Source organism: Flammeovirga pacifica (genome assembly GCF_000807855.2).
GTDB classification, from domain to species: Bacteria; Bacteroidota; Bacteroidia; order Cytophagales; family Flammeovirgaceae; genus Flammeovirga; species Flammeovirga pacifica.
This window is the reverse complement of record NZ_JRYR02000001.1, coordinates 3,181,920-3,195,607: the sequence shown is the minus strand read 5'-3', so window position 1 is coordinate 3,195,607 and position 13,688 is coordinate 3,181,920. Positions and strand designations below refer to the sequence as shown.

11 protein-coding genes are annotated in these 13,688 nt (G+C 34.5%); 7 read left to right on the top strand and 4 right to left on the bottom strand.

Annotated features, from left to right (window positions below):
- Positions 1–135 precede the first annotated feature (135 nt).
- The 4 genes from NH26_RS12480 to NH26_RS12465 all read left to right on the top strand — a co-directional run bounded on the left by NH26_RS12480 (position 136) and on the right by NH26_RS12465 (position 6,196).
- Positions 136–1,260, top strand: coding sequence for an FKBP-type peptidyl-prolyl cis-trans isomerase (locus tag NH26_RS12480; RefSeq protein WP_044227761.1), 1,125 nt, complete (start codon positions 136–138; stop codon positions 1,258–1,260).
- A gap of 28 nt (positions 1,261–1,288) precedes the next feature.
- A complete protein-coding gene (locus tag NH26_RS12475) occupies positions 1,289–1,843 on the top strand; it encodes an FKBP-type peptidyl-prolyl cis-trans isomerase (protein ID WP_052432254.1) in 555 nt (184 codons plus the stop codon).
- 227 nt (positions 1,844–2,070) lie between these two features.
- Entirely contained in the window at positions 2,071–5,457 is a 3,387-nt protein-coding gene (gene secA / locus NH26_RS12470) for a preprotein translocase subunit SecA (protein ID WP_044227764.1), read from the top strand.
- A gap of 151 nt (positions 5,458–5,608) precedes the next feature.
- A complete protein-coding gene (locus NH26_RS12465) occupies positions 5,609–6,196 on the top strand; it encodes an SPOR domain-containing protein (RefSeq protein WP_044227766.1) in 588 nt (195 codons plus the stop codon).
- Positions 6,197–6,350: 154 nt separating this feature from the next.
- Here NH26_RS12465 and NH26_RS12460 read toward each other — a convergent pair whose 3' ends face one another.
- Positions 6,351–7,229: an SDR family oxidoreductase gene (locus NH26_RS12460; RefSeq protein ID WP_044227769.1), complete on the bottom strand. Its 879-nt coding sequence runs from the start codon at positions 7,227–7,229 to the stop codon at positions 6,351–6,353.
- Between the two features lie 205 nt (positions 7,230–7,434).
- On the opposite strand from NH26_RS12460, the gene NH26_RS12455 reads away from it, so the two are divergent.
- Entirely contained in the window at positions 7,435–8,535 is a 1,101-nt protein-coding gene (locus NH26_RS12455; protein ID WP_071397158.1) for a hypothetical protein, read from the top strand.
- 171 nt (positions 8,536–8,706) lie between these two features.
- On the opposite strand, the gene NH26_RS12450 is transcribed toward NH26_RS12455, so the two are convergent.
- On the bottom strand, positions 8,707–9,030 hold the full coding sequence (locus NH26_RS12450) for a DUF805 domain-containing protein (protein ID WP_044227775.1): 324 nt from the start codon (positions 9,028–9,030) through the stop codon (positions 8,707–8,709).
- 210 nt (positions 9,031–9,240) lie between these two features.
- Between NH26_RS12450 and ytxJ the strand changes: the two genes are divergently transcribed.
- Together ytxJ and bshA are read left to right on the top strand one after the other, a co-directional pair.
- The gene (ytxJ, locus tag NH26_RS12445; RefSeq protein ID WP_044227778.1) at positions 9,241–9,564 is read left to right on the top strand and encodes a bacillithiol system redox-active protein YtxJ; all 324 of its coding nucleotides are present in this window, start codon (positions 9,241–9,243) and stop codon (positions 9,562–9,564) included.
- A gap of 22 nt (positions 9,565–9,586) precedes the next feature.
- A complete protein-coding gene (gene bshA / locus NH26_RS12440) occupies positions 9,587–10,729 on the top strand; it encodes an N-acetyl-alpha-D-glucosaminyl L-malate synthase BshA (protein WP_044227781.1) in 1,143 nt (380 codons plus the stop codon).
- A gap of 90 nt (positions 10,730–10,819) precedes the next feature.
- Here the strand turns inward: bshA and NH26_RS12435 are convergent, their stop codons facing one another.
- Together NH26_RS12435 and glmM are read right to left on the bottom strand one after the other, a co-directional pair.
- The gene (locus NH26_RS12435; RefSeq protein ID WP_044227784.1) at positions 10,820–11,965 is read right to left on the bottom strand and encodes a cysteine desulfurase family protein; all 1,146 of its coding nucleotides are present in this window, start codon (positions 11,963–11,965) and stop codon (positions 10,820–10,822) included.
- 218 nt (positions 11,966–12,183) lie between these two features.
- Complete coding sequence (gene glmM, locus NH26_RS12430) at positions 12,184–13,599, bottom strand: phosphoglucosamine mutase (protein ID WP_044227787.1); 1,416 nt, start codon at positions 13,597–13,599, stop codon at positions 12,184–12,186.
- Positions 13,600–13,688 lie beyond the last annotated feature (89 nt).

Here is a 13,688-nt window from a genome sequence, read left to right as displayed (position 1 = left end):
GATAATATATTATAATACAACAAATTTACCATTATTAATATTGGTAAATTTGTTGTTATTGGAAATGTGGATTTTAACTGCCTCTTGTTGAATACATTAAGTGGAAATCTAATTAAATAAAAACCTACTTATCTTATGAACAATACTTACAACAATTTCTTTAAATTTATTATATCTGCTGGCTTCTTATTAGCTATGACAGGTTGTCTAAAAAATGATATTGTAGATTATGTAGCTCAAGATACTCAAACACTTGAAAACTACTTAAACGACAATAATATTGACTATTTTAAAACATCATCGCTAGGTTCAGGTTACGGAGTGTATATTACTCCAAACGAGGGTATTTTATTCCCACCTGCAAAACCAGATGATAGTGGCCATGATATACGTATCATTGAGTCAACTCTTGATCTTAGAAGGTTTGATCAAAGTTTGATTGGTAATGAGCAAGTTGATACAGACCCAGATAACTTGGTGACTCAAGTATTTTTAAAGGATTCTACTTACACATTTGCAATGCGTAGAGGTGCCATATGTTTAGGTTACTTAGATGCTGTAATAAACTTAAGAGGAACAGAAATTCCTGAAAGAGTGTATATCCCTTCTTATTTAGCCTTTGGAGGTACTTCTTCTTCAGGTATTGGTCTTCAGTTTAATGATATCATAACTGCTGAAAAATTACAAATTAAAGCGGTAAGAAATGTTTATTCTCAAGCCGAGCATGAAAAATCTTTAGCACAACAATATGCTCAAGATTCAATTCCAGGATTCAGTGGAATTGAAAATGATACACTATTTAGTAACTCTTCGATTGTTGAAGAAGAATGGGGTAAAGATGGTATACCATTAGAAATACCTGATTACATCGTTAAGAAAACAGTTACTGATGGTAGCGGAGATGTTATATCTATAGGTGATACTGTAAATGTGCGTTATGAAGGTAAATTTATTAGTGTTACTTCTCCAGATAGAGAAAGTTTAGTTTTCGATTCAAATATTGATTCAGATACACCATTGAACTTAAGAGTTTACGAAAGTGCTAAAGCTGCTCGTGACGAAAATGCCACTACTCAAGTGATTAATGGTTGGTATAAAGCATTAAGAACAATGAAATACGGAGAATCTGCTATCTTTGTAATGCCTTCACATACGGCATACTGGGAAACAGGAGACAATCCACAAACTTTTGACTTGTTCAAAAGAATTCGTCCATTTAAAACACTTGTGTTTAAAATAACAGTGGAAGAAAAAGATTAAGATAATTAGTCATTTACTTTATCAAATTATGCAATTACGCATTCCATATTACTTTTTATTATTCGCTGCATGTTTTAGCATTTTCTCTTGTACTGAAAAGAGCGATGTGCTAGAAGATATTGATGAAAATGCAGCTGAAGATTTTTTAATTAGACAATACATTATTGCAGATAGTGTATTTGTTGCTGATAATGACAGCGATGTAGATCAATACCTGAAATTTGGGGTATACATGACCTCTACAGGTACAACTACAGGGCAACCTATAGATCCAGATCGTAAAATTAGTTTTGGTGATTCAATTCACGTAACTTATACAGGATGGGTAAGAGGTCCAGAGGCTGTTCCTTTTGATAGTAATGTTTTAACAGGAGTACCTTTTGAGGTAGTTTTAGGAAAAACATCTGTTATTGAGGGGTGGAATATTGCGTTATTTGAAATGCATGAACATGAGATAGCTAAAGTGGTTATTCCATCACAGTATGGATATGGTGTGGCAGGAAGCCCTCCTAATATACCAGGTAGATCTTCTCTCATTTTTACCATGCAAATAGATAGTTTATGGAAAACTGATGAGCAATAAGAATTCTGAACGGAAGACTTATAACTTGTAGTCATAGATAAAAACCGAAGAAATAGGAATAATTTCTTCGGTTTTTTTTATTTAGTAGCAAAAAATGTGAATAATCACATATATCTTCTATCATCTATTTATTGAATATCGTTTAATTACATTAAATTTGTTTCGATTATCTATTCCCTATAATAGATTGTCAATTCTATAAGATTACACATTTTTAAAAAACATATATGTTAGAATCAATAACCAAAGTATTTTCAAAGGTTTTTGGTACAAAATCAGAAAGGGACCTTAAGAAAATTACCCCTTATATTGAAAAGATTAATACAGAATATCAAAAGCTTCAAAGTATTTCTGATGATGAATTAAGAGGTAAAACCGCTTATTTCATTGATTATATCGAAAAAGGGCTAAATGATATTGATGTTCAAATTGATGAGTTAAAGCAGTCTGTTGATAATGATCCTAAGTTAGATTTGGCTTTTAAAGACAAGGCTTTCAAGGATATCGATAAATTAAAGAAAGACCGTAACGATAAGTTAGAAGAAATTCTATTGGACCTTTTACCGCAAGCTTTTGCAGTGGTAAAAGAAACAGGTCGTAGATATACAGAAAATAAATCAATAGTAGTTACTGCTTCAGATTATGACCGTGAAATGGCGGCAAAATATGAGAATGTAACTATTGATGGGGAAAAAGCAACTTGGGCAAACAAGTGGTTAGCTGCTGGTACTGAAGTAGAATGGAATATGATCCACTACGATGTACAATTATTGGGTGGTATCTTCCTTCATCAAGGAAAAGTAGGTGAAATGATGACGGGTGAAGGTAAAACACTCGTAGGTACATTACCTGCTTACTTAAATGCTTTAGCAAAACGAGGTGTGCATGTTGTAACTGTCAACGACTATCTTGCAAAGCGTGACTCAGAATGGAATGCTCCTTTATTCCAGTTCCACGGGTTATCTGTAGATTGTATTGATAAGCATCAACCTAACTCAGACTCAAGAAGAAAAGCTTACCGTGCAGACATCACTTATGGTACAAATAACGAATTTGGTTTCGATTACCTACGTGATAATATGGCTAGAGATAAGGACGATCTTGTGCAAAGAGAACATCACTTTGCAATGATTGATGAGGTTGACTCCGTTCTTATTGATGATGCTAGAACTCCATTGATTATCTCAGGTCCTGTACCAAAAGGAGATCAACAAGAAGAGTTTGCAGAGTTAAGACCTAAAGTTCAAACATTAGTTGATGAGCAACGTAAGCAGGCTCAAAAAATGTTGAACGAAGCAAAAAAATTAATTAAAGAAGGAGATAAGACTCAAGGTGGTTTACAATTACTAAGAGTGCATAGATCACTTCCAAAATATAAACCTCTAATCAAATTCCTTGGTGAAGAAGGAATGAAACAATTGCTACAAAAAGTAGAAGGTGAATACATGCAGGATAATAACCGCCGCATGCCAGAAGCTGATGAGCCATTGTTATTTGTAATTGAGGAAAAGAACAACAGTGTAGAGTTAACAGAGAATGGTATCAAAACCGTTACTGGCCATAACTCCCCTGACTTCTTTGTACTTCCAGACTTGGCAACAGGTATTGGTAAAATTGAAAACGACCCTGAGAAATCAGACGAAGAAAAAATCGAAGCTAAAGATGCTTTGATTGCTGACTTCGATACGAAATCTCAACGTATTCACTTAATGAAACAATTGCTTAAAGCATATACTTTATTCGAAAAAGATATCGATTATATCTTGGTCGACAATAAAGTGAAAATTGTTGATGAGCAAACAGGTCGTGTCATGGAAGGTCGTCGTTATTCAGATGGTCTTCACCAAGCATTGGAAGCGAAAGAAAATGTAAAAATTGAAGATGCTACTCAAACTTATGCGACAGTAACACTTCAAAACTACTTCCGTATGTACCATAAATTAACTGGTATGACGGGTACGGCAATTACTGAAGCAGGTGAATTCTGGGAAATCTACGAATTAGACGTAGTCACTGTACCAACTCACCGTCCAATTATTCGTGATGATAGAGAGGACTTTGTGTATAAAACTGTACGAGAAAAATTCAATGCAGTAGCAGAAGAAGTTCTTAAATTAGTGGAGCAAGGTCGTCCAGTATTGGTGGGTACTACTTCGGTAGAAAACTCTGAAATTATGTCTCGTTTATTAAAAATGAGAGGTATTGATCACCAAATATTGAATGCCAAGCAACATGGTCGTGAAGCAGAGGTAGTAGCAAAAGCGGGTCAGTCAGGTGCCGTAACTATTGCAACCAACATGGCCGGTCGTGGTACTGATATTAAATTACCAGCAGAAGTAAAAGGTGCAGGTGGTTTAGCTATTATTGGTACTTCAAGACACGAATCTCGTCGTGTAGACCGTCAGTTAAGAGGTCGTTCTGGTCGTCAAGGTGATCCAGGATCAACGCAATTCTTTGTTTCTTTAGAAGATAACTTGATGCGTTTATTCGGTTCAGAGCGTATAGCATCAGTAATGGATAGATTAGGTCTTGAGGAAGGTGAAGTAATTCAGCACTCAATGATTACTAAGTCAATCGAAAGAGCTCAAAGAAAAGTAGAGGAAAACAACTTTGCTATTCGTAAGCGTCTATTAGAGTATGATGATGTGATGAACTACCAAAGAGAAGTGATCTACCGTCGTCGTAGAAATGCTTTATTTGGAGATCGTCTTCAAGTAGATATCATGAACACTTTCTTTGATGTTTGTGGTAATATTGCAGAAACTCATGTAGGTAACTACGAAGGTTTTAAATTAGATGCATTAAAAGTTTTAGGTGTATCTACTGAAATAAATCAAGATGGATTCCATGAGTTAAATGAAGAACATTTAACACAAGAATTATACAAAGAGGCTTTAGAACATTATAAGTCTAAAAATCAATCGATTTGGGAAAAAGCAAAACCTATCTTCGAAAAAGTAAAAGAAGAAAGAGGTGGAGTGGTAGAAAACATTGTAATGCCATTTACAGATGGCCATAGAATGTTCCAAATCAATGTGAACTTAGACAACGCTTTAGAGTCTGATGGAGATGAAGTAGGAACGGCATTGGCTCAAAGTGCTACTCTTGCAGTGATTGACCATTTATGGAAAGATCACTTAAGAGAAATGGATGAGTTGAAACAACAAGTTCAAAATGCAGTTCACGAGCAGAAAGATCCATTATTGATTTACAAGTTTGAGTCATTCAATTTGTTTAAATCGTTTATTGCTGAGGTGAATGATGAAATTATTTCATTCTTATCGAAGGCGAGAATTCCTGTTCAGGAACAACCTCCAATGCCTGCGGCTCCTCAACAACAAAGAAGACCAGAACCACAAGTAACAGCGTCAAAAGCTGATGCAGGTTCTTCTTTAGGAAATGATCCTAAACCTCAGATTCCTCAAGGTCAAGGTGCACCCCAAGCACCAAGAGCTCCTGTCGAAGTTGTAAAACCAAGAAACAGTGATAAAACCTATTCTAGAAACGATCGTGTTAATGTGAAATATCAAAACGGTACGGTGAAAGAAGGGGTGAAATACAAAACTGTTGAGGCAGATATAGAAAACGGTAATTGCGTGATCTTAGAATCATAGTCAATTAAGTAAATATATTTAACCCTTAAATGAAAAGGAGTCTCCTTTTTGAAGGGTATTCAGGAATGATATGACTACATTTAGTTGTATCATTCCTGTTCTTACAAATAGCAACCTCCATTTGGAGCTGTATATTATCTAAATCTTTATTATGAAGTTACTCTTACGATTTTTAATAGTGAGTTTATTTTTGGGAGCTGTAGCTTGTAAACCCTCTCAAACAACATCATCATCTTCTTCATCGACTGTAATCACAAATACAGATTTTGCTTCATACATGCCTGTTCCAGAACATGTAGAAGAAGTATCAAAACCCCAGGATATAGAAGAAACAGTTACTTCAAATACCTTACCTACGGGTGATGTAAACGAAGAAGTGAATACCATTCTTGGAGACCTTGCATCAAGAGATCTAGGAGGAATCCCTATTTATAGAATCATGGTATATTCTGGTAGCAATAGAGCTAGAGCAGAAGATGTGGTATATAATCTAAAAGAACGTTTTGGTAATTATGAAGTAGAACTTACTTTTGAACAACCAAATTACAAGGTGAAAGCGGGTTACTATTACGATAGATTAACTGCCCACGCAGAGCATACTAAAATTAAAAGAAAGTACAGAACATCATTTTTGATAAAAGAAAAAATGAATGTGGATGATGTGCAAGCTAGAATATCAAAAGCGGAGGAAAGAAAAAATGCATCTGAATTAGAAGATAATGAAGAAAATGAGGATTAATCATTAAATTCTGAGAGAATAAAAAAGCGAGGCTAACTTATTTTAAAATGAGTTAGCCTCGCTTTTTACTTTATCTAAGTATGATGAAAATTCATTAAACTCAGGTAATTATTTTTTATTGAGACGGTATTATTGAAATGCCGTATTGAGTAGTTTACTTCTTTTTATTTGATTGTCGAATTGACGAAGCAATATCATCCCAAACAGGAGAAGGTATGGCATCTAAATGGTTAAACTCTCCAGCACCTTTTAGCCATTCACCACCATCTATGGTAACCACTTCTCCATTCATATAAGCAGAGAAATCAGACATTAAATAAGCAGCTAAATTGGCCAACTCTTGATGTTCTCCCACGCGACCTACTGGTACTTTTCCAGCCTCATCAAATTGCTCTCTAATATTTTCAGGGAATAATCTATCCCATGCACCTTTTGTTGGAAATGGCCCTGGAGCAATCGCATTGGCACGAATGCCATATTTTGCCCATTCTACAGCTAATGATCTAGTGAGTGCTAATACTCCAGCTTTTGAACATGCTGAAGGAACCACAAATCCCGAACCTGTGGAAGCATAAGTAGTGACAATATTTAGCATTACCCCTTTGATACCGTTGGCTATCCAATATTTTCCTATGGCTAAAGTAAAGTAATATGTTCCTTTTAAAACAATGTCTACTATTGTATCAAAAGCTTTATGACTAAGACGTTCTGTAGGACTAATAAAATTACCGGCTGCATTGTTCAAAAGGCCATTAATTTGTCCAAATTTTTGAGAAGCCTCCTCAATAACATTTTCTATCTGATCATATTTTCTAACATCACAGACTACATAGAATGGTCTTTTACCCGTCTGTTCTTCTAATTCATCTGCAGCCTCTTTGAGCTTTTCTTCTTTACGACTACAAATGGTAACATTAGCACCGAGTTCAAGAAAATATTTCGTCATAGACTTACCCAAGCCTGTAGCTCCTCCAGTAACTATATAGTTTTTTCCTTGGAGTGCATTGTCTCTTAACATTGGTTCGTTGTACATGTTGATTATTGGTTGGTAATCGAATAGGTTATAGTAAGTTTTTACTTAACTAATATAGGGTGAAACACTTTATAATACACAGCAATGAAGCTAAAAAAATTAGAATTCTTAAAGAACTTCAGATATTATAGATTCTTAATAATTGAATTTCTATAGGTATCCATAATTATTGGTATTTTGCTTAAGAATAATCAAAATTTTTAGAATGAATATTTTTCTAAGTATCAAAAAGCATTTTAACTACGATAAGTTAGACAAGCAAGAATACAAACGTTTGGTGCGCGACATTATCATGTTGAACATCATAATTTTTCACCTCTTGTGGATGGTTTTTAATTCTCTTTTTGAGACCGAGATTGTAAGAGATACCTTATTTTATCTCATACCATATCCTGCATTTTTATATCAAGATTATATATTCGATAATTTCTATATCATTGAAATAGGGTTTATGTGCTTCTATCTGATGGAATTTTTATTTTCATGGCGTGAAGCTTATCGACTTAAAACCTATGCAAAATGGTATTTCTATCCTTTTATTCACTTTTATGATTTGATTGGTAGTTTTCCAGGAATGCACTTTTTCCGTTTATTAAGGATTTTTGCCATGTTGTTTCGTTGGCATAGTAACGAGATTATCAACTTAGAAAATTTAGGCATATACCGAACAATACTTCATATTAAAGAAATTGTGGTAGAAGAAATATCTGATGCTGTTGTTATTAATGTTTTAGAGGGAGTGAAAGATGAAGTGAATACAGGAGAATATGGAAATAATAAATTTTTAAATGATGTGGTTAAACCCTATCATGATAGTATTTCTCATTTGGTCTCTTCAAAAGTGATGAATGTTGTAAGAAAAGTTCACATAGAAAGAGAAGAAGATTTAAAAGGATACGTTGATGTGCTGATTGAAGATGCGGTAAAGGAGAATCAAGAAATAAATGATATAAAACTGATACCGGTCGTAGGAAATTATGCTGCAGGAAGATTAGAGGGAGCTATATCTGATATCGTAAATAATGTAGTCAATGATATATTAAAAGACATCTCTTCAGAAAAAAATGAAGAAGTACTTAAAGATGTCGTCTATCAAGTAATTGAAGGTGCTCTATTCTCTAAAGATAAAAACGAGGATTCTCAACTCGTTGCAGAATTAACGAATAAAGTTTTAGAAGAGGTAATTGAAAGAGTAGCGGTGAAGCAATGGCAGGTGAGAGAACAAATGTGGGAAAAACAAAAGCAAGACGAATTGGCTGAGAAAAGAAAATTAAGAGAAAAAGGGCTACATAAAAAAAGCGATTGATGTACAATTATGAATAAAATGACCAAAGGAAAACCTTATCATCAATTTACTCTTCAACATGCTGCTATTACCTATGGAGATGAACTGCAATTGATGTTAGAAAAGTAACAAAAGTTATCTATCAAAATAACCCCTTCTTATCCATTTTAGAGGTAAGAAGGGGTTATTTTTTTAAAGACCTTTTGGATTAGGACCATATTTGTTTTCTCCTTTTTGACTATCAATAAAAGGGTAGATAATGTTCATGATTGGGACAAAAATAAACCATCCACTTCTACCTGTATCATGCATTCTTCTTACAGAAATGGATATACTTGGAAGAAGAATAAACACATGTGCAATAGCATATATCGCCCAAGTTCTAGTGTAAACAGCAATCATACAAAAGAGTAATTCAAATAATATTCTGAATAGGGTATACATCCAAAACTCTTTTCTTCTTGTACGGTCAGAAAAGTTACTATACTCAGTTAATGCTTTTAAAAAATATTTCATATAAAAGAGGAGAAGTCTTGTTGATAGATAAAAAAATTGTGATTGAACTTTTACAATTATTAATTCAAATACATCATAAGTTATAAAAAAGGATGTATTTCCAAAAGGAAGATTCCTTTATTGCATCATCAAATTGATGAAAAAGGTAGGAGTTTCTATAAATTTTTAACTACATTGCGACTGTTGTTTAAACGAACTTTAAGTACTACAATGAACTGGAAAACATTAAACGAGTTAGATCAGTTAGATCAAATTATAGAAGAGTCTCATAATCAAAGAGTCATGATTCTAAAACATTCTACACGATGCTCGATTAGTTCTATGGCATTGAATAGATTAGAACGCTCTTGGGAAGAAGGTAATAATGTAACTCCTTATTATTTAGATCTTATCCAATACAGACCTATTTCTAATGCAATTGCTGAAAAATTTGGGGTGGAGCATCAATCTCCTCAAGTAATTGTTTTTGAAAACGGTAAAGTGGTGTATTCTGCCTCTCATATGGGGATCTCTTATAAAGAAGTTGTTGCCTAATTATAATTAAAATTATTAACCTGTGAAAATCGGTATCATATGTTATCCAACCTACGGAGGTAGTGGAGTGGTAGCTACAGAATTAGGAAAATGTTTGGCATCTCAACTAGGTCATGAAGTTCATTTTATAACTTATGAACAACCTACCCGTTTAAACTTTTTTGATGAAAATATATATTATCATAAAGTAGATATCAGAACGTATCCTCTCTTTAAGTACCCTCCATATGAATTGGCACTCACAAGTAAAATGGTAGAAGTAGCACAAGCAGAAAACTTAGATGTTTTACATGCGCACTATGCTATACCTCATGCCTCTGCAGCTTATACCGCTAAACAAATCTTAGCTAAGAAAGGTATCAATATGCCTGTAGTAACAACACTACATGGTACTGATGTTACTCTTGTTGGTAAAGATGAGACATTTGGCCCTGTTGTGTCTTTTTCTATTGATGAATCGGATTGTGTAACGTCTGTATCAGAAAGCTTAAAGGCAGAAACTTATGAGTATTTTGATTTAACTACAGACATTAAAGTTATTCCTAACTTTGTTGATTTATCCCGTTTTAATAAGCATAAAAAAGACCATTTTAAGACGGCTATTTGTCCTGATGGAGAAAAGCTATTAGTTCACGTTTCGAATATGCGTGAAGTAAAAAGAGCAGACGATGCCTTAGAAGTATTTAAAAGAGTGAGAGAAAAGATCCCTTGTAAACTTTTAATGGTAGGTGATGGTCCCGAAAGAGTAAAGTTAGAAGAGAAATGTGCAGAGTTAAGAACATGTGCAGACGTACGTTTCTTGGGTAAAATTGCCGAAGTAGAAGAAATTCTATCGGTGGCAGATTTATATTTGATGCCCTCTGAAAAGGAAAGTTTTGGTTTGGCAGCACTAGAAGCAATGGCGTGCCAAGTACCTGTAGTTTCTTCGAATGCAGGTGGTATTCCTGAAGTAAATATCCATGGTTTAACAGGTATGATGTCTGAAATTGGTGATGTGGAAGACATGGCCAAAAATGCACTTCATATTCTAGATGATAAAAATTTACCTTATTATAAAGAGAATGCTTTAACACAAGCACAACAATTCTCTATCGAAAAGGTATGCCCTTTATATGTAGATGTTTATGAGGAGGCGATTAAAAAGAGTAAATTAGGTAAAAAGTAATAAAGCAAAAAAGCTTAATAAACAATGAGGCTACCTCCTAATCCTAGGAGGTAGCCTCATTGTATATCTAAAGAAATGTTTTAAGAATTCCTATGCTTCTACCAGGCCTAAGATTTCTTTAAGCTTTCCAATTACAGTATCAATTTCTTCTTTTTTATTGTATTTCGAGAAAGAGAAACGAACAGAAGTTCTATCTGCTGCTCCACCAATTCCGGCGATAACGTGAGATCCAACCGATGCTCCAGAAGAACAAGCAGATCCACCAGAAACAGAAACGCCTTGTAAGTCTAAAGCAAACAATAGCATATTATTTTTTGGTGAAGGAGGGAAGCTTACGTTCAATACAGTGTATAAACTGTTATCTAGGTCAGCACTCATACCATTAAATTCAACGCCATCTATATGTTCTTTTAATTGATCAGCCATATATTGCTTTACCTCTTTTATATGAGAAGTATGTGCCTCGATTTCTTCGGTAGCAATTTCTAAAGCTTTGGCTAAACCAACAATACCCCAAACATTTTCAGTACCTGATCTCACTTCACGTTCTTGTCCACCACCTTCTATTAGTGCAGGCATTTTAGTACCTTTTTTAATGTACATAAAACCAGCTCCTTTAGGACCATGGAATTTATGTGCGGCACCAGCTAGTGTGTGTATATAAATATCTTTTACATCCACAGGAAAGTGTCCTACACTTTGTACTGTGTCAGAATGGAAGTATGCACCTGCTTCTTTACATAAATCGCCTACTCTTTTAATATCTAAAATATTACCGATTTCGTTATTACAGTGCATAAGTGTTACTAGAGTTTGCTCTCCTTTTTCGGAAAGTAATGATTCTAGTTGATCTAAATCTAAAACACCTTTGTTATCACAGTTTAAGTAAATTAACTCGATACCTTGTTCCTGAGCTAAATGCTCAGTAATATGAAGTACTGCGTGATGTTCTAGTTTAGAAGTAATGATTCTTTTTAAACCATAAGCATGAACAAGCCCTTTGATAGCAGCATTATCTGTTTCTGTCCCACCAGAGGTGAATATGATTTCAGAAGGAAGTGCATTTATATTTTGGGCAATCGTCTTTCTAGCTTTTTCTAATTCTGCTTTAGAAGCTCTACCGTGTGCGTGAGTGGATGATGGATTACCAAAAACGGCATCCATAGATGAAATCATAGCCTCTTTTACTTGAGGATCTAAGGCTGTACTAGCAGCGCTATCTAAGTAAATGCTCATAGTGTGTTATAAAATGATTTGAATTGGTTGTTGTGTAGTTTAACCTTACACCAATTTTCCCAAGACTTTTTACAGTCAAGGTTGGTATGACACCAATTGGATACAAAGTTATGAAAAAACGGACAATCTGTGAGAGATTGCCCATTTTCTTAAGTAATATTAGGATACTTTTAAGGTTAAATTAATCTGATAATCAGTTATTTAAACCTTGTTTTGTATTAAGCGTTATCTTCTACAGTGTTGTTCGATTGTAGAATTTCTTTAATATCTGAAATGATCTTTTGAGCCAAATGTTCAGCTGTTCTTTCCGTTTCAGATTCAGAATAGATACGAATGATAGGTTCTGTATTTGATTTTCTTAAATGCACCCATTCTTTGCCAAATTCAATCTTCACACCATCTAAAGTGTTGATAGGTTGATTGACATAACGTTCTTGTATTTTCTCTAAAATCAAATCAACATCAATTTCTGGTGTCAGTTCAATTTTATTTTTTGAGATATGATAGCTAGGATATGATGCACGAAGTCTGTTAGCAGATCCTTCGAAAGTAGCTAATTTAGATAAGAACAAAGCGATACCAACTAAAGCATCTCTACCATAGTGTAGCTCAGGAAGAATTACACCTCCATTACCTTCACCACCAATGATAGCGTTCGTATCTTTCATCATTTTCACTACATTCACTTCACCTACAGCAGCAGCAGTATATTCACCACCATGCTTCTCAGTAACATCTCTCAAGGCTCTAGTCGAAGACATGTTAGAAACTGTATTACCTGCTGTTTTTCCTAAAACATAATCAGCAACAGTTACTAATGTATATTCTTCACCATAAGGAGTACCATCTTCGGTCACTAACGCCAAACGGTCAACATCAGGATCGACAATAATACCTAGGTGATAATTTCCATTTTCCAATGTTCTACACAGTTCACTAATGTGTTCTGGAAGAGGTTCTGGGTTATGTGGGAATCTACCATTAGGTTCACAGAATAATTCTTCAGTATGCTCAACACCTAAAGCTTCAAGCAACTTTGGAACAGCAATACCTCCTGTAGAGTTTACACAGTCAATAACTACTCTAAATTTCTTAGCTTTAATTGCTTCAAGATCGACTAAGTCAAGGGCAAGAATTTTTTCGATGTGCTTATCAATATAAGTATCATCTTCTGTTACTGTACCTGTCTTTTTGTAGTCAACAAACTCATAGTTACCTGCTTCAGCATCTTCTAGAATTTCTTTCATTGCTTCAGCAGAAATAAACTCACCTTTGGAGTTTAATAGTTTTAAGGCATTCCAGTTGGCAGGATTATGACTTGCTGTAAGAATAATACCTCCAGCAGCATTTTCCATTTCAACTGCAAGTTCAACAGTTGGAGTCGTAGATAAACCTAAGTCAAGCACATCTACTCCCATTGCTTGTAATGTTCCCGATACAATCTGTGATAACCAACCGCCAGAAACACGGGCATCTCTACCCAAAACAACTTTGTTTTTGCTTCCTTCTGCATTGGCAAGAATCCATTTAGCATAAGCTGCAGAAAATCTAGCAGCATCTACAGGGTTCAAAGAATCTTCTGCTGAACCACCAATAGTTCCTCGGATACCGGAAATTGATTTAATTAATGTCAAAGTCTCAAAAAATTTGATGAAGTCACAAAATTAAACTTATTAATGATATCACGAAGTAAATTAACAATCAAAATTGATGTAAATCGAAA